A 14,815-nucleotide genomic window follows, 5' to 3' on the forward strand; every position below is an offset into this window, starting at 1 on the left:
GAATCCTCATAAGCGCTGAAGCATAAGGACCTTGATGCCACTGGGGTCTCTCTCGATTCGCTTGCATCCAAGAAGAAAAGGGACTCAGTGTGTGAGTCTTGGCCCTGGCGCATCGGCACTATCGCTACGGCGTTGGAAGGGGTTCTACCCCGTTTTCACGGACACTTACAAGAATGCCGATCCAAGCCTTGAGAAGTGTTCATGTCAAAGCGTAGGAAGTTCACTGCCGAGTTCAATCGTGGCGCGGATAAGTAGGCCAGCCAGCCCGGCTTCAGTTGTGCCCAAGTCTCCCGGGAGCTGGGGATTCGCGACACCTTGCTGACCCGCTGGAAGCGCGAGGCGCAAAGCCCGGAATCCACCGCCTTCTGCGGCACCGCGACACCGATGGATGAAGAGCTGGCTCGCGTCAAGCGCGAACTGGCGCGGGTAAAGAAGGAACGGAATTTTTTGCGAGAAGTGGCGACGTTCTTTGTAAAGGGATCGTCCTGAGGTATCAGGTGATCGAACGTTGCCGCGTTTCCGATTCGTCTGATGTGCCGTTACCTGAAGGTTTCGGCCAGCGATTATTACGATTGGAGCAGGCGTCCTGTCAGCGCCCGACAGCTCGACAATGAGCGCTTGGCATTGCGAACGCGTGACTTTACGAGCATAGCCGGGGCACGCTGGGAGCTGGCCGCATGCGCGAGGACCAGCTGAGGAGGGCGACTGCCAGCTTGAACCGGGTAGCACGCCTGATGGTGGCCGATGGCCTGAAGGGTTGGCCTCGGTGCAAACGCCGAGGGCAGCGTGGCAGTCAGGCCGTGACGCCACCGGGCGTGGTCAACCTGCTCGGACGCGATTTCGTCGCGCTGGAGCCGGAGACCAAGTGGGTGAAATTTTATGCGTCAGAACGATGAGAGGCTTTAGACCATAGGGTGTGGGCCTTCCTTGTGGAAAATCACCAAGGACTTGTCGCTAGAAGTGACAGGAATGAACGAGTAATGTATCCCAGTCACTCTAAAATGCACTCCGTCCCATGAAATACCACTCGTCTTGCCCTGCATGTTCCCAAGGCAAGGAAGACTTTGATATCGCGCCTATCACGGTCGAGTACTTCGATACTCTTGGAGGGACCTACAAGTGCCGCAATGGCCATGAGCGGTATGCCGTAATTCAAGGGCCAAAGTTCCAAGTTCTAATGGCATCGGGCGCCGAGGCGCTCTTTGCGGGATTCACGCTAGAGGCGTGCACCACGTTCAGTGCCGCAACGGAACGCTTTTACGAATGCATGTTGAAGGCGATGCTTTTGAAGGCTGGACTGAAAGAAGAGCTAATCGAGCTTCAGTTCAAGGAGATGTCTCGTCAATCTGAGCGACAGTTAGGGGCATTTATGTCCCAGTACGCAATTCTTACTGGAACCGCGTTCGCACCTTCGAAAAAGTTGACAGAACGGCGAAATGAGTATGTGCACAAGGCCGTAGTGCCCAATCCCGAGGCGGCGATGGGATACTGTTCTGACGTCTACGATCAAATCCTGAAGTGCGTATTGATCCTGAAGCCACTATTGCTCGAGGAGCTGCAGAAAGTGGTGGTTTGGGAAACCCGGCAAAGTCGATCCAAGGCGCCACTAGGATCCGAGATTGAGCTGGTGGCTTCCCCTGGAATCTTCTCGCTGCTGTCGGATTCCTTCCCGTCCTTCAAGGAATCGATGGAGCACTACCAGACCGTGCAAGGCTTCGCGACCTCCTTAGGAGCGATCCCGCAGGAAACCGTTGCCATGATCCGTGAGCAGCGGCTCGCCCAAGAAAGGTGGGATTCCGGTCTGTCGGAAGGGATCTCGCCGAAGTTGTGAAATTGTTCACTACTTCTTGCCTCCCCAGCCCCGACGAGAAGTGAGTCGTTTTGCGAGTCATTACGATGTGTGATTTCTGAATACTTCTCTAAGAACTTTGGCTTGGACAATTCTTGCAGTGGCTGGTGGGCCCACCAACGCCTCCATCGCGAGCCGGCTTTCAACACCGCGCTCACACCCCCAGCGCCACGCTCAGGCCTCTGCAAGGAGGCTCCCCATGGCACCCACCATCCGCATCGCGTCCTCTTCCGACCTTCCGCAGGTCGCTGCGCTCTTCAACGACTACCGGCAGTTCTACGAACAGCCCGCCGACCTTGAACTAGCCACCACCTTCATGCGCGCACGGTTGCAGGCCGGCGATTCACTGGTGCTGGTAATCGAATCCGAAGAACACGGAATCGTAGGCTTTACCCAGCTGTACCCGCTGTTCGATTCAGTAAGCGCGCGGCGCAGCTTTATTTTGTACGACCTGTATATCGCGCAGTCAGCACGTCGCCAGGGCCTGGCCCGTGCGCTGATGATCGCCGCAACCGACGAGGCTCGTCGGCGTGGCGCGGGGCGCCTGGAACTGCAGACCGGCCGCAGCAACCTGCCTGCGCAGCAGCTGTATGAAGGCCTGGGATGGGAGCGTGACGACGCCTTCTTCGTCTACGCCATTCACCCATAGGGCGCGCCGGGCGTCGGGTGTCCTGTAAACCCAGCTTGACACCCACCCCGCCACAGTAGACCTTTCCCCCCCATGACTATCGATATCGAATCGCTCAGCCTGCGCGAGCTGGGCGCCCTGGTGGCGGCCGCTGAACAGCGCAAGGCCCTGATCACCTCCCGTCGCCCGGCTGCCGCCGTGCGCCGTCTGCTGAAGGCCGCTGCCGCCGAAGCCGGTTACACCATCGAAGAGCTGTTCGGTGACGATGCCGAGACCGCGCCCGCACCGGCCCGCAAGACCACTCGCCGCAAGTCCGGCAAGGTGGCGCCCAAGTATCGCGATCCCGAATACAAGCGCCTGACCTGGACCGGCCGCGGGCGCATGCCGCGTTGGCTGGCAGCCAAGGTGTCCAAGGGCCACAAGGCCACCGATTTCCTGATTCCCGGTCTGGCCAAGCCGACCGCGGGCAAGACCAGCACCATCGGCAAGCGCACCGTCATCAAGAAAGCCTGAGGCCTGCGTCCCACTCCCGCGAATGGGGTGGGGCTGCCTTCGCATTCCTTATCTGGATCGATCTAATATGCTCCCATCTATCCAGCACGGGAGCGCACGGCATGGCGTTGGGGAAGTGGATGATGGCCGCCTGCATGGCGGTGGCACTGGCGTCGGGCGCGCAGGCCGCGCCGCCGGCCACGTCGGGTAATCCGATCCTGCAGGGCTGGTACGCCGACCCGGAGGCGGCCGTGTTCGGCAGCCGCTACTGGATCTTCCCGACCACCTCGGCCGTGTACGAAGCGCAGACCACCTTCGATGCGTTCTCGTCGCCCGATCTGCTGCACTGGACCAGGCATGCCGACGTCCTGAACGCCAAGGCGGTGCCCTGGGCCAAGCGCGCCATGTGGGCGCCGTCGGTGGTGGAGAACAAGGGCAAGTACTACTTCTTCTTCGCCGCCAACGACATCAAGAACGATAGCGAGCTGGGTGGCATCGGCGTGGCCGTGGCCGACCGCCCGGAAGGCCCCTACAAGGATCTGCTGGGCAAGCCGCTGGTGGGCGCCTTCCACAATGGCGCCCAGCCCATCGACCAGTTCGTGTTCAAGGATGACGATGGCGCCTGGTACATGATCTACGGCGGCTGGAAGCACGCCAATATCGTGCGCCTGAAGGACGATTTCACCGGCGTGCTGCCGCTGGCCGATGGCACGGTGTTCAAGGAAATCACCCCGGCCCCGGAATACGTGGAGGGCCCGCTGATGTTCAAGCGCGGCGGCCGCTATTACTTCATGTGGTCCGAAGGCGGCTGGGGCAGCCCGGATTATTCGGTGGCCTATGCCATTGCCGATGCACCGACCGGGCCGTTCAAGCGCGTGGGAAAGATCCTGCAGCAGGATGAAGCCATCGCCACCAGCGCCGGCCACAACTCGGTGATCCAGGTGCCGGGCACCGACCGCTGGTACATCGTCTACCACCGTCGCCCCCACGGTGACAGCGCCCGCGACCACCGGGTGACCGCCATCGAGCGCATGCAATTCGATGCGCAGGGCCACATCCTGCCGGTGAAGATCACCCATGAGGGCGTGGCGGCTGATCCGCTGCGCTGAGGCGGGCGGAGCGGCGCGCCATCAGGCGTTCTGGAACACTGCCAGCTGCGCGGCGAACGCGCGCTGGTAGGCCGGCCGTGCCGTCGCGCGCGCCACGTAGGCGGCCAGCAGCGGGAATTCATCGACGATGCCGCTGCTCTTCAGGCGCAGCAGCACCGACACCATCAACAGATCGGCGGCGCTGAAGCCGCCGTCCAGCCACGCGCCATCGCCCAGCCGTGCCGACAGCTCGCCCAGTCGACGCCGCACGCGCTCATCCAGCATCACCAGCCGCTGTGCATACCAGGGTTGTTCGCGTTCCAGCACCGACGCCATAGAGCGTTCGACGATCGGCGGCTCCACCGTGTTCAATGCGGCGAACATCCACATGATCGCGCGCATGCGCGCGTTGCCCTCGGTGGGCAGCAGGCCGGCATGCTGCTCGGCCAAGTGCAGGATGATCGCGCCGGATTCGAACAGCGCCAGGTCGCCGTCTTCATAGGTGGGAATCTGCCCGAACGGGTGGCGCGCGCGGTGCGCCGGTTCCTTCATTTCGGCGAAGCTCAACAAGCGCACGTGATAGGCCAGGCCCAGTTCTTCCAGTGCCCAGCGCACCCGCATATCGCGGGCCAGGCCCTGGCCACGGTCGGGGGAGGTGGCAAAGGCGGTGATGGTCGGTTGCATGCTGCTGCTCCTGCAGGGAAACGGGCTGCGTTATGTGTTCCGACGAACGACGGGGCCGGCAATCGACAGGCCAGCCCCATCGGCTGGACGTGCATCGGCAGCAACTGCTTCCGTGCAGGCAACACGGCGTCCCCGCCGACGGGTCTACTGGCACATCCACGGGTTTCCTACGCTGGTTTCGCACGGCTCCCTGCCGTGTTGCGCGCCAGCTCGCTGCTGTTGCCCGCCAGCCAACCCTTCGTGGAGATCCGCTCATGTTCAGTCTGGAAAATACCGTCGCACCCATCGCCCCCGCACTCGATGAACTGGTGCCCTCCCGCTACGCCCTGAACGTAGGCGACGTTGAAGTGCTGGTGATCAGCGATGGCGTCCTGCCCCTGCCCACGCAGATGCTGGGCCACAACGTGCCTGCAGCGGACCGCGCCGAATGGTTCGACGAGATGTACCTGCCACACGATGCCTTCGATTGGGCGTTGAACGTGATGGTGGTGCACAGCGGTGATCGCACCATCCTGATCGATGCCGGCCTGGGCATGGACCCGGACCTGCAGTTGCCGCGTGCCGGCCAGTTGATCCGCCGCCTGGGTGCCGCCGGCATTGATCTGGGCCGGATCACCGATGTGGTGATCACCCACATGCATATGGACCACATCGGCGGCCTGCTGGTGGACGGAGTGAAAGAACAGCTTCGCCCGGATCTGAAGATCCACATTGCAGCGGCCGAAGTGGAATTCTGGAAGTCGCCGGACTTTGCCCGCACCAACATGCCGCAGGGGTTCCCCGATGCACTGCGGGCCACGGCCAAGCAGTTCTGGGCCGAGTACAGCGGCCAGGTGCACACCTTCCAGGACGAGCAGCAGATCGCGCCGGGTGTGGTGGCGCGCCGCACCGGCGGGCACACGCCGGGGCATTGCGTGGTGCGCGTGGCATCGGCTGGCCAGGCGCTGACCTTTGCCGGCGATGCGGTGTTTGCCGTGGGCTTCGATCAGCCGAACTGGCACAACGGCTTCGAGCACGATCCGGAAGAATCGGCGCGCGTGCGCATTGCCCTGCTGGACCAGTTGGCCGGCAGTGGCGAAATGCTGGTGGCCACCCACCTGCCGTTCCCGTCGGTGGGCCGGGTTTCGCGCGATGGCCAGGCCTACCGCTGGGTGCCGGTGTTCTGGGATTTCTGAGCGGCCACCGCAGCACATCGATCCAATACGGTCGATCAAGTTTTACGGACCATTCGTCACCGATGCGCCCGGTTCCGGGCGCACAGTAGCGCCTGTCCAACCACCCAAGACGAGGTTCCCCCCATGAAATTTGCTACCCGTACCCTGGCCGCCGCCGTGCTGGCCCTGTCCGTGCAGGCCGGCGTGTCCGCCCAGGCGGCCGAGCCGGCCAAGCCGGCCGCGGTTACCAGCATTGCCCGCACCGCCAGCTACATCACCACCGCCGACGGCGTGCAGCTGTACTACAAGGATTGGGGCCCGAAGGACGGCCCGGTCGTCACCTTCAGCCACGGCTGGCCGCTGAACTCGGACAGCTGGGAATCGCAGATGATCTTCCTGGCCAACCACGGTTACCGCGTGATCGCGCACGACCGTCGTGGCCACGGCCGGTCCAGCCAGCCCTGGGATGGCAACGACATGGACCATTACGCCGATGACCTGGCCACGGTGATCAACACCCTGGACCTGCACGAGGTGACCCTGGTGGGCTTCTCCACCGGCGGCGGCGAAGTGGCGCGCTACATCGGCCGCCATGGCACCGGCCGGGTGAAGAAGGCCGTGCTGATCAGCTCGGTGCCGCCGTTCATGCTGAAGACCGCCGACAACCCCAACGGTCTGCCGATCGAAGTGTTCGACGGTATCCGCAAGGCGCAGATGGAAAACCGGGCGCAGCTTTACAAGGACATTCCGTCGGGCCCGTTCTACGGCTTCAACCGCCCGGGCGCGAAGGTTTCCCAGGGCCTGATCGACGCCTGGTGGGCGCAGGGCATGCAGGGTGGTCACAAGAACACATACGATTCGATCGCTGCGTTCTCGGCCACCGACTTCCGCGCCGACCTGAAGAAGTTCGATGTGCCGACCCTGGTCATCCACGGCGATGACGACCAGATCGTGCCGATCGACATCTCTGGTCGCCAGTCGGCCAAGCTGATCAAGGGCGCCAAGCTGATCGTGTACCCGGGTGCGCCGCACGGCCTGACCGACACCCACAAGGACAAGGTCAACCAGGACCTGCTGGCCTTCCTGCAGCAGAAGTAAGTGCGAAGACGAAGGCCCCGGCAATGCCGGGGCCTTCTGCGTTGCGGCTACTGGATGGCCAACTGCCGGTGCAGATGCTGCAGTTTGTGCGGATTGCGCTGCACCAGGATCTGGATGATCTGTTCGCCATCGGTATCGAAGGCCATGGCCGATTCCAGCACGCCGTCGAAGTAGCGCAGCAGGCCCAGCCGACCATTGATCATGGTCGGCACCATGCGCAGCTGGTCCTTGCGGCGCAGGTGCGGCGCATACAGCAGCTGGGCGATGCGCGCGCCACCCACCATCGGCCTGGGGAAACTGGTGACGATGCCGCCGCCGTCTCCGATCAGCTCGGCCGACTCGGCCATCAGTGCCTTCATGCTGGCAAAATCACCGCTGGAAACTGCATCGGCAAAGCGTTGCATCAGCTTCTGGTGGACATGCTGCGGCACGTTGTAGCGGGGCCGCGCCTGGCGCAGCTGCAGCCGTGCACGGTGCACGATCTGCCGGCACGCCGCTTCGGTCTTGTCCAGGGTGCGGGCGACCACGGCGTAGTCCTGCTCGAACACATCGTGCAGCAGGAACGCGGCGCGCGCGTCCGGTGCCAATCGCTCAAGCACGTTCAGGAAGGCCACGGACAGATCGCTGGCGGTTTCCAGCATGTGTTCCGGGGTGGTCGATTCGTTGGTCAGCAGCGGCTCGGGCAGCCACATGCCCACGTAGTGTTCGCGACGGTGCCGGGCCAGGCGCAGGCCATCGATGGCGCGGCGGGTGGTGGTGGCCACCAGCCAGGCCTCGGCATTGCCGATCTGGGCTCTGTCGGCGCCATGCCAGCGCAGCCAGACATCCTGCACCACGTCCTCGGCTTCATGCGCCGAGCCGAGCATGCGGTAGGCCACGCCGAACAGACGCGGGCGAAGTTGGGTGAAAAGGGCGGTCGAGTCGTCCATGCCAGCGCAGACGGGACAGTTCCCCGGATTGTGACACCCGGGGAACTGCGCAGGGGGCTGGTTGGCTGGGCGCGCTCAGTGCGGCGGCAGCACCGCCGGAGTGCCGATGTCCTTCAGCAGGAAGACCACGAACCTGGCCGGCTCGGTCTGGCTGGCGTTGCGGCCCACGGTGTGCAGGTCCTGCGGACCTTCATGGAAGGCCTCGCCGGGGCCGAGGGTGACTTCGCGGCCGCCGGCAACGCCCATCACGATGCGTCCCTGCAGCACGTAAACGAAGCCGTGGGCATCGTGCCGGTGCACCGGGTCGGCGCCGCCGGGCGGGTATTCCACGGTCAGGATCAGCGCTTCCTTGCCGGGGTAGTCAGGCAGGGGCTGGGTCATGACCTCGCGCACGACAGGTTCCGGTGCCGCCGCCTGGGCAGTGGGCGCGGCGGGGGCCGCCTGTGCCGAGGTCATCGACAGCAGGCCGCACAGTGCCAGGGCAATAGGGGTTCGCATGGGGTTTCTCCTGGGAAGGAGGTGGCGCCGTGCCGGAGCGCGGCGCAGACGAATCAGGCCAGTCCGGCCCGGGACAGGCCGAAGGCCTGGTCGAGGACACCCGGCACGGTGCCGAATGCCACGTTGGCGCGGTTCCAGGCGTTGATCGCCATCACCGCGTAGGTCAGGTCCACCAGCTCCTGTTCGGACAGCTGCCCGCGAACCTGGTCGTACAGCGCATCCGCCACGCCCTGGGCAGGCAGATGGGTCAGGGCATCGGTCCATGCCAGGCAGGCGCGCTCGCGCGGGCTGAACAGGTTCGACTCGCGCCATGCCGCAACGTGGTGCAGTCGCAATGGGCGCTCGCCACGGATGGTGGCTTCCTTCACATGCATGTCCAGGCAGAACCCGCAGCCATTGAGCTGCGAGGCGCGGATGTTGACCAGGTCGATGATGGCCGGTTCGATGCTGGCGTGGTGGGCGGCGTGCGAGAACGTGCCGAGTTTCTTGAACAGCTCGGGGGACAGTGCGGCGTAGTCCAGACGATGGGTCATGGCAGGGGGCCTGTAGGCGGGGAAGTTGCTGCGCAGGCTACGAACGCGGCGGCGGTGGCGGTAGGCCGCGCCGGGGATGCATCGCGTTGCACGAAAAACACCAATGGCCTGTCACAGCGGCAGGCGCCCGCACGTCTGCCGGGCATGGACACCCCGAACGCCCATGCCTTGCGCCCTGCCAGCGAACGTGTCTGGCAGTCCTTCCTTGCCGCGCTGGCGCAGCTTCCTGCCGACGCCCGCGCCGTGCTGTTGCTGCACGACGTGCTGGGCGCCGACATGGACGACATCGTGCCGCTGCTGGGCCTGAGCACCGTAGCGTGCCACCAGCGCCTGCTGCAGGCGCGTGCCCACCTGCACCAGCATCCCAACGCTGTGGAGCCCCCGACCCCATGAATGCATCGTCCCCTGCGACCGCCGCCACGGCCGCGCGCGATCCGCTCAATGCCTCGTTTTCCACCAGCTACGCGGGCGTGCTGGCGTTCATCGCTGTGGCCAGCGAGGGCAGCTTCGCCCGCGCCGGTGACCGCTTGGGCATCGGCAGGTCGGCGGTCAGCCGCAGCGTGCAGAAGCTGGAAACCCAGCTGGGTGTGCGCCTGTTCCTGCGCACCACGCGATCCACCTCGCTCACCCGCGAGGGGGAACTGTTCCTTGAAGGCTGCAGCCCTGGCGTGGAGTGCATCCTGCAGGCGCTGGATGAAATGCAGGACCTGCGCGAAGGACCGCCGCGCGGGCATCTGCGCATCAGCGCCACGCATGGTTTCGGCCGCCGCGTGATCGCGCCGTTGCTGGCAGCCTTCCGCAGGGAACATCCGCAGGTGACCGTGGAGCTGCTGCTGGACGAACAGGCGCCGGATCTGGCTGGCGATCGCATCGACATCGCCTTCCGCGAAGGCGTGCTGGAAGACAGCCAGGTCATCGCCAAGCAACTGGTGCCGATGCAACTGGTGGCCTGCGTGTCGCCGGCCTATGTGCAGGCCCATGGTGCGCCGCAGAGTGTGGACGCGCTGGCCACCCATGCCTGTATTGGTCGCCGGCTGCCTGCCGGGCGCATGCAACGCTGGGAGTTCCGGGTGGACGGCCAGGAGATGCACCCGCAGTTCACCGCGGCGCTGGTGTTCAACGATGCCGAGCTGGTGCTGCAGGCCGTGGTCGATGGCCTGGGCATCGCGCAGCTGCCCAGCTACCAGGTCCGCGACGCGTTGCGCGCCGGTACCGTAGTGACCTGCCTGGACCGCTATGCGCCGCACGACCGCGGCCACTACCTGTGCTACCTCAGCCGTCGGCAACTGCCCAAGCGCATCCGCGCGTTCATCGACTTCAGTACCCAGCGTGTGCGCGCGATGGACCTGGACGCCGTTTCGCACTGGGAAGCACGCCACCAGGCCGCCGTGGCGGCGACCGCCGAAACGCCGGCATGGGCCTGAGCGATTGGTGCACGGCAGGCAACAGCGTGGGGCCGCCGCCGGATCTACTGCCCGTCCAGCGATGTTCCTAGCATGGCAGCGAAACGGCTATTCCCCTTCCGCATTCCTGGAGACAACGCATGAAGATTCTCGTCATTGGCGGCACCGGCCGCATCGGCAGCAAGGTTGTGGAGCGCCTGCGGGCAGCCGGACACGAGGCCGTGGTGGCGGCACCGTCCACGGGCATCGATGTGTTGACCGGGGAGGGCCTGGAGGAGGCCATGGCCGGCACCGAGGTGGTGCTGGACCTGGCCAACTCGCCCTCGTTCGAAGACGCCGCCGTGCTGTCGTTCTTCGTTACGGCCGGGCACACGATCCTGGCTGCGGCCGCGCGCGCGGGCGTACGCCACCATGTGGCGCTGTCGGTGGTGGGCACCGATCAGTTGGCCGCCAGCGGCTACTTCCGCGGCAAGATCGCACAGGAGCAGTTGATCCGCGATTCGGGCCTGCCGTTCACCATCATCCATTCCACCCAGTTCTTTGAATTCCTGCCGGGCATCGTGCAGTCGGCCGGGCAGGGCCCGACCCTGCGCCTGCCCAGTGCCGATGTGCAGCCGATTGCCGCTGACGATGTAGCCGATGCGGTGGCCCGCATCGCACTGCAGCCGCCGGTGAACGGCGTGGTGGACATTGCCGGGCCGCAGCGCGAATCGATGGCGGCGTTGGCACAGCGCTTCCTGCAGGCCAACGGGGATACGCGCGAGGTGGTGGCCGACCCGGACGCGCCCTATTTTGGCGCGGTACTGCAGCAGGGCACGCTGGTGCCGCAGGGCGAGGCGTGGACGGGCCGCATCGACTTCGCCCAGTGGCTGCAGCAGTCCACGTCGGCAGCGGGGCCGCGAGCATGACGCTGCTGGACGTCCAGGTCTGCCAATGAGTGGCCTGAAGCCGCCGCCGTCCAGTGTGCTCGATCGCTATCACGGCGATGAGGTGCGCCCGCTCTACACCGGCCGCGTGCGGGTTCATGGCGGCCAGGCCGGGCACGGTCGCGCCTCGGGCGTGGTGCGTTCGGATGATGGTGCGCTGGCCGTCGATCTGCGCCTGCCCCCTGAACTGGGCGGTCCCGGCGGTGGCACCAATCCCGAACAGCTATTGGCGGCCGGCTACGCCGGCTGCTTCCACGGCGCCATGGTGCTGGTTGCCGCGCGGGCCGGCCTGGTGCTGGACCAGCCCAGCGTCGAGGTGGGGGTGACCTTCGCCCGCGACCCGGTGGATGGCCTGTACCTGCTGTCCGCCGAGATCGTGGTGTGCCTGCCGGGAATGGATGCCACGCTGGCGGCGGAACTGGTGCGCAATACCGAACGCGTGTGTCCGTACGCCAAGATGTTCCATCGCGGCATCAGCCACGTGGTGCGGGTCAGCGTGGGATGAACGCTGCGCCCTGTCATGGTTGCCTGGTGATCAGGCTCGCGGCTGCCATAATGGGTCATGCACACTGCGTCCCTCACCGTCACGCTGGAAGCTGCGTTCCTGGGTCTGCGCGCGCTGCCGTGGTTCGCGCTGGCGCACAACAGCCTGAACCCGCGCCTGATCCTGCACGCGGACCGTGTGGAATACCGCGTGCTGCGCCGCCGTGAGCGGCCCTACAGCGCGATTGCCGAAGTGGACTACCGGAACTGGCGCAGTACGCAGAACATCGTGCTGGCATTTGAAGGAAGCGCATTCACCTTCATTGCCAATACCGGGGTGCTGGGCCGCACGCGGGGGGCCATTGCGCGATTGCAGGCGCAGGGATGCGTGTTGTCACCGCGTGCGCAAGAATTGCTTGGAAGCGCGATTCAACGGCCATGAAGTGCCCAGATCTCAGTGGCAATGGAGCTCTGGTCAAAATGGCCGCACACCGACAGTGTTGCGTTTCCTTCGTGGATTCCGGGAGACAGCCCACCGGTAGAGCAGACCACCCCGCGTGAGACCCACAGCCATTTGTTAACGGAAACCGATTCGCCGACATTGCAACCCGGGATGAAACTGGCCAGCCATGACACGACCTGACTGCTGACAGTTTCAAACTCCGCATCGGCGTGAACGGCATATCCGCCAGGATCCCCACGGTACACAGAACCGGGGCCATCCATGACGATGCTGCTTGTTGCCCCACATGAGTTCCGCTTCGCAGACGGTGCTACGGTCTCGGCCTTTGTTTGATCGGGCTTGCCTGGCCGCGGCGAGGTTCCCACGCAGGACAGCAGCGTCTGGGTCTGCGGTGAAAACACGGACACGCTGTCCCTCGAAACGGTTCCGCCTATGCGGGCACAATAGCGATCCAGTGCATCCAGCGTCGAAGGTGACTGCTGGATCGCATCCAGCTCCAGCAGTCCATCGGCCTGTTCGGTATGGACCAGCTCTACCGTTTCACCCGTCCCAAGCCGATAAACGCGTCGCAGCTGCGATGGCGCCGCCCTGGCTGACGATGCGTAGGGTCTGGACTCTTCGATCAAGGTGAAGTCGTCCATCCGCGGAGCATGTGTACTGCCGTCTGCCGCTCGTGCTGGACCGGTCGCACCGAGTAGAAGGAACAGCAGGCATGCCGAAGTGACCAGGGTGTTCATTGTGGAACCGCCTTTTCCAGATGGCTGCACGAGACTGTGCGTAGGCTGAATCTAGGCGTGGGGCAATGCCCATTGAAAGAGGCAAAAGCGTCAGCAATTGCTGCAATCACGTGAAGCAGCTGCAACGCCGCGTGAAGCAGTCAGCGCCGGTTCTACAGCGTGATTCCCGCATCAATCGCTGCTCACCTGCACCGCACACGCGTTCGATCATCGTGGCTGCGCACGGCAACGGTCATGCACCGCTGCCTCTTCCCGCAGATCCGAAAAGGAGCCACGCCATGAGCACCCAGTCCACCATCGAAAGCCGTTTGAACGACCTGATCGAAATCGCTCGCGACGGCAAATCCTTCTATGAAGAAGCGGCCACCAAGGTGAAGGATGCCGAGCTGTCGGCACTGTTCACCCGCATCGCCGGCGTCAAGGCGCGCATCGTGACGTCGCTGAGCAGCGCGGTGGCCGCCACCGGCGGCAAGCCGGCCGAGCACGGCACCATGGTCGGTTCCATGCAGCAGTTCTACGGCAAGGTGCGTGCCGCCTTCGGCGATACCAACTATGGTTACGTGGCCGAGCTGGAAGAATCGGAAGACCGCCTGCTGGGCGCGTTCAAGGACGTGCTGAAGGAAAACGACCTGCCGCCGGCCGTGCGCCAGGAAGTGACCCAGTGGCTGCCGGACGTGCAGGAATGCCACGCCGTGATGCGCACCCGCAAGCACGCAATGAAGGCCGCTTGATCGCCTGATCGTTTCTGGCTGACCCCCACCAGCCAACCCGGGCCCCGCCACATGGCGGGGCCTTTCTGTGCGTGCGCGCACAACTGCGATGCACCACTGTCGCCGCAGTCGCATGGCCTGCCTAGAATCGCTTCATCCCGGTACGTTCCGGGCGCTTTCGAGTGAATGGATTCCATGAAGATTCTGCTGACCGGAAGTTCCGGCCGCATCGGCCGCGCGATCTTTGGTGCGCTGGCGGCGCAGCATGAGGTGATCGGGCTGGACCGCAGTCCGTTCGCCACCACGCGCATCGTGGCCGACGTGACTGACCGCACTGCACTGCTGCGAGCCCTGGATGGCGTGGATGCGGTGATCCATACCGCCGCCCTGCACGCGCCGCATGTGGGTCTGGTGGACGAAACGGTGTTCCAGACGGTGAACGTGGACGCCACCGCGCAGCTGCTGCAGCTGGCGCGGCAGGCGGGTGCGCGGCGGTTCGTATTGACCAGCACGACGGCGCTGTATGGCCACGCGGTGGTTCCTGGCGGCTGCCGCTGGATCGACGAAGACACCCAGCCGCAGCCGCGCACCATCTACCACCGCAGCAAGCTGCAGGCCGAAGCACTGGCCGAGCAGGCCGCATCGGACGGCTTCAGCGTGCGGGTGCTGCGCATGGGCCGTTGTTTCCCCGAGCCCCCCGAGCGCATGGCGCTGTTCCGCCTGCATCGGGGCATCGACGCGCGCGATGTGGCCAGCGCGCATGCGGCGCTGCTGCTGGACGAAGGTGGCGCGTTCCAGCGCTACATCGCCTGCGGTGCCAGCCCGTTCCAGCGCGAGGATTGCCTGCAGCTGGCCGTTGATCCACGCCAGGTGCTGGTGCGCCGCTCGCCGCAGCTGCTGGCTGAATTCGACCGCCGTGGCTGGTCGTTGCCCCCTTCGATCGACCGGGTGTACGACAGCCGCCGGCTGCAGCAGCAGCTGGGCTGGCAGCCGCGCCACGGGCCCGAAGAGGTGTTGCAGCAGTACGCCGCCGGCAGCATTGAAGTGTTGCCCCGCGCGATGGCCCGGCCGTAACCCGTCGCGTCGAGCTTGCTCGACGACCATGAAGGCTGGCGGCACCGCGCCAGTCGAGCAAGTTCG

Annotated in this window: 18 protein-coding genes and 1 pseudogene; 14 read left to right on the top strand and 5 right to left on the bottom strand. The window is 64.9% G+C overall.

Annotation, left to right across the window (positions count from 1 at the left end; translation table 11 throughout):
* Positions 1-201: 201 nt before the first annotated feature.
* The 5 genes and pseudogenes from C1922_RS14145 to C1922_RS14165 form a co-directional block, all read left to right on the top strand.
* Positions 202-872, top strand: a pseudogene (locus C1922_RS14145) (transposase); the annotation flags it as partial.
* A gap of 143 nt (positions 873-1,015) precedes the next feature.
* Positions 1,016-1,831, top strand: coding sequence for a hypothetical protein (locus C1922_RS14150; RefSeq protein ID WP_108750331.1), 816 nt, complete (start codon positions 1,016-1,018; stop codon positions 1,829-1,831).
* A 217-nt stretch (positions 1,832-2,048) separates the two neighbouring features.
* Positions 2,049-2,498, top strand: a complete 450-nt coding sequence (locus tag C1922_RS14155) for a GNAT family N-acetyltransferase (protein ID WP_108750332.1) — start codon at positions 2,049-2,051, stop codon at positions 2,496-2,498.
* Between the two features lie 72 nt (positions 2,499-2,570).
* Positions 2,571-2,990 carry an H-NS histone family protein gene (locus C1922_RS14160; RefSeq protein ID WP_108750333.1) on the top strand — a complete coding sequence of 140 codons (420 nt, stop codon included), beginning with the start codon at positions 2,571-2,573 and terminating at the stop codon, positions 2,988-2,990.
* 101 nt (positions 2,991-3,091) lie between these two features.
* Positions 3,092-4,078 (top strand): glycoside hydrolase family 43 protein, encoded by a 987-nt coding sequence (locus C1922_RS14165; RefSeq protein ID WP_108750334.1) that lies wholly within the window; start codon positions 3,092-3,094, stop codon positions 4,076-4,078.
* Between the two features lie 21 nt (positions 4,079-4,099).
* Here C1922_RS14165 and C1922_RS14170 read toward each other — a convergent pair whose 3' ends face one another.
* Positions 4,100-4,741 carry a glutathione S-transferase family protein gene (locus C1922_RS14170; protein ID WP_108750335.1) on the bottom strand — a complete coding sequence of 214 codons (642 nt, stop codon included), beginning with the start codon at positions 4,739-4,741 and terminating at the stop codon, positions 4,100-4,102.
* Positions 4,742-4,995: 254 nt separating this feature from the next.
* On the opposite strand from C1922_RS14170, the gene C1922_RS14175 reads away from it, so the two are divergent.
* On the top strand, positions 4,996-5,916 hold the full coding sequence (locus tag C1922_RS14175; RefSeq protein ID WP_108750336.1) for an MBL fold metallo-hydrolase: 921 nt from the start codon (positions 4,996-4,998) through the stop codon (positions 5,914-5,916).
* Positions 5,917-6,039: 123 nt separating this feature from the next.
* Positions 6,040-6,993, top strand: coding sequence for an alpha/beta hydrolase (locus tag C1922_RS14180; protein ID WP_108750337.1), 954 nt, complete (start codon positions 6,040-6,042; stop codon positions 6,991-6,993).
* Between the two features lie 47 nt (positions 6,994-7,040).
* Here C1922_RS14180 and C1922_RS14185 read toward each other — a convergent pair whose 3' ends face one another.
* The 3 genes from C1922_RS14185 to C1922_RS14195 form a co-directional block, all read right to left on the bottom strand.
* A complete protein-coding gene (locus C1922_RS14185; RefSeq protein WP_108750338.1) occupies positions 7,041-7,922 on the bottom strand; it encodes an RNA polymerase sigma-70 factor in 882 nt (293 codons plus the stop codon).
* 75 nt (positions 7,923-7,997) lie between these two features.
* Positions 7,998-8,420, bottom strand: coding sequence for a cupin domain-containing protein (locus C1922_RS14190; RefSeq protein WP_108750339.1), 423 nt, complete (start codon positions 8,418-8,420; stop codon positions 7,998-8,000).
* A 53-nt stretch (positions 8,421-8,473) separates the two neighbouring features.
* Positions 8,474-8,953 (bottom strand): carboxymuconolactone decarboxylase family protein, encoded by a 480-nt coding sequence (locus tag C1922_RS14195; RefSeq protein ID WP_108750340.1) that lies wholly within the window; start codon positions 8,951-8,953, stop codon positions 8,474-8,476.
* A 144-nt stretch (positions 8,954-9,097) separates the two neighbouring features.
* Between C1922_RS14195 and C1922_RS20695 the strand changes: the two genes are divergently transcribed.
* From C1922_RS20695 to C1922_RS14220, 5 genes are all read left to right on the top strand, one after another.
* Positions 9,098-9,346 (top strand): sigma-70 region 4 domain-containing protein, encoded by a 249-nt coding sequence (locus C1922_RS20695; protein WP_234413321.1) that lies wholly within the window; start codon positions 9,098-9,100, stop codon positions 9,344-9,346.
* Positions 9,343-10,377 carry a LysR family transcriptional regulator gene (locus C1922_RS14205; protein ID WP_108750342.1) on the top strand — a complete coding sequence of 345 codons (1,035 nt, stop codon included), beginning with the start codon at positions 9,343-9,345 and terminating at the stop codon, positions 10,375-10,377. Before C1922_RS20695 ends, C1922_RS14205 begins: the two co-directional genes overlap by 4 nt.
* A 119-nt stretch (positions 10,378-10,496) precedes the next feature.
* Positions 10,497-11,264 carry an SDR family oxidoreductase gene (locus tag C1922_RS14210; protein ID WP_108750343.1) on the top strand — a complete coding sequence of 256 codons (768 nt, stop codon included), beginning with the start codon at positions 10,497-10,499 and terminating at the stop codon, positions 11,262-11,264.
* A gap of 25 nt (positions 11,265-11,289) precedes the next feature.
* On the top strand, positions 11,290-11,787 hold the full coding sequence (locus tag C1922_RS14215; protein ID WP_108750344.1) for an Ohr family peroxiredoxin: 498 nt from the start codon (positions 11,290-11,292) through the stop codon (positions 11,785-11,787).
* A gap of 57 nt (positions 11,788-11,844) precedes the next feature.
* A complete protein-coding gene (locus C1922_RS14220) occupies positions 11,845-12,207 on the top strand; it encodes a hypothetical protein (RefSeq protein WP_108750345.1) in 363 nt (120 codons plus the stop codon).
* Here C1922_RS14220 and C1922_RS20415 read toward each other — a convergent pair.
* Positions 12,195-12,965: a hypothetical protein gene (locus C1922_RS20415; protein ID WP_159091976.1), complete on the bottom strand. Its 771-nt coding sequence runs from the start codon at positions 12,963-12,965 to the stop codon at positions 12,195-12,197. The genes C1922_RS14220 and C1922_RS20415 overlap by 13 nt on opposite strands.
* 278 nt (positions 12,966-13,243) lie before the next feature.
* On the opposite strand from C1922_RS20415, the gene C1922_RS14225 reads away from it, so the two are divergent.
* Together C1922_RS14225 and C1922_RS14230 are read left to right on the top strand one after the other, a co-directional pair.
* The gene (locus tag C1922_RS14225; RefSeq protein WP_108750346.1) at positions 13,244-13,696 is read left to right on the top strand and encodes a PA2169 family four-helix-bundle protein; all 453 of its coding nucleotides are present in this window, start codon (positions 13,244-13,246) and stop codon (positions 13,694-13,696) included.
* A gap of 174 nt (positions 13,697-13,870) precedes the next feature.
* Complete coding sequence (locus tag C1922_RS14230) at positions 13,871-14,749, top strand: NAD(P)-dependent oxidoreductase (protein WP_108750347.1); 879 nt, start codon at positions 13,871-13,873, stop codon at positions 14,747-14,749.
* The last annotated feature ends 66 nt before the right edge of the window (positions 14,750-14,815 follow it).

Origin of the sequence: Stenotrophomonas sp. ZAC14D2_NAIMI4_7 (assembly GCF_003086675.1) — a bacterium.
Classification (GTDB): domain Bacteria; phylum Pseudomonadota; class Gammaproteobacteria; order Xanthomonadales; family Xanthomonadaceae; genus Stenotrophomonas.

Bases quoted from the DNA above. Each gene is read 5' to 3' on its own strand.
- C1922_RS14150 (WP_108750331.1), top strand. From the start codon at position 1,016: ATGAAATACCACTCGTCTTGCCCTGCATGTTCCCAAGGCAAGGAAGAC.
- C1922_RS14155 (WP_108750332.1), top strand. From the start codon at position 2,049: ATGGCACCCACCATCCGCATCGCGTCCTCTTCCGACCTTCCGCAGGTC.
- C1922_RS14160 (WP_108750333.1), top strand. From the start codon at position 2,571: ATGACTATCGATATCGAATCGCTCAGCCTGCGCGAGCTGGGCGCCCTG.
- C1922_RS14165 (WP_108750334.1), top strand. From the start codon at position 3,092: ATGGCGTTGGGGAAGTGGATGATGGCCGCCTGCATGGCGGTGGCACTG.
- C1922_RS14170 (WP_108750335.1), bottom strand. From the start codon at position 4,741: ATGCAACCGACCATCACCGCCTTTGCCACCTCCCCCGACCGTGGCCAG.
- C1922_RS14175 (WP_108750336.1), top strand. From the start codon at position 4,996: ATGTTCAGTCTGGAAAATACCGTCGCACCCATCGCCCCCGCACTCGAT.
- C1922_RS14180 (WP_108750337.1), top strand. From the start codon at position 6,040: ATGAAATTTGCTACCCGTACCCTGGCCGCCGCCGTGCTGGCCCTGTCC.
- C1922_RS14185 (WP_108750338.1), bottom strand. From the start codon at position 7,922: ATGGACGACTCGACCGCCCTTTTCACCCAACTTCGCCCGCGTCTGTTC.
- C1922_RS14190 (WP_108750339.1), bottom strand. From the start codon at position 8,420: ATGCGAACCCCTATTGCCCTGGCACTGTGCGGCCTGCTGTCGATGACC.
- C1922_RS14195 (WP_108750340.1), bottom strand. From the start codon at position 8,953: ATGACCCATCGTCTGGACTACGCCGCACTGTCCCCCGAGCTGTTCAAG.
- C1922_RS20695 (WP_234413321.1), top strand. From the start codon at position 9,098: ATGGACACCCCGAACGCCCATGCCTTGCGCCCTGCCAGCGAACGTGTC.
- C1922_RS14205 (WP_108750342.1), top strand. From the start codon at position 9,343: ATGAATGCATCGTCCCCTGCGACCGCCGCCACGGCCGCGCGCGATCCG.
- C1922_RS14210 (WP_108750343.1), top strand. From the start codon at position 10,497: ATGAAGATTCTCGTCATTGGCGGCACCGGCCGCATCGGCAGCAAGGTT.
- C1922_RS14215 (WP_108750344.1), top strand. From the start codon at position 11,290: ATGAGTGGCCTGAAGCCGCCGCCGTCCAGTGTGCTCGATCGCTATCAC.
- C1922_RS14220 (WP_108750345.1), top strand. From the start codon at position 11,845: ATGCACACTGCGTCCCTCACCGTCACGCTGGAAGCTGCGTTCCTGGGT.
- C1922_RS20415 (WP_159091976.1), bottom strand. From the start codon at position 12,965: ATGAACACCCTGGTCACTTCGGCATGCCTGCTGTTCCTTCTACTCGGT.
- C1922_RS14225 (WP_108750346.1), top strand. From the start codon at position 13,244: ATGAGCACCCAGTCCACCATCGAAAGCCGTTTGAACGACCTGATCGAA.
- C1922_RS14230 (WP_108750347.1), top strand. From the start codon at position 13,871: ATGAAGATTCTGCTGACCGGAAGTTCCGGCCGCATCGGCCGCGCGATC.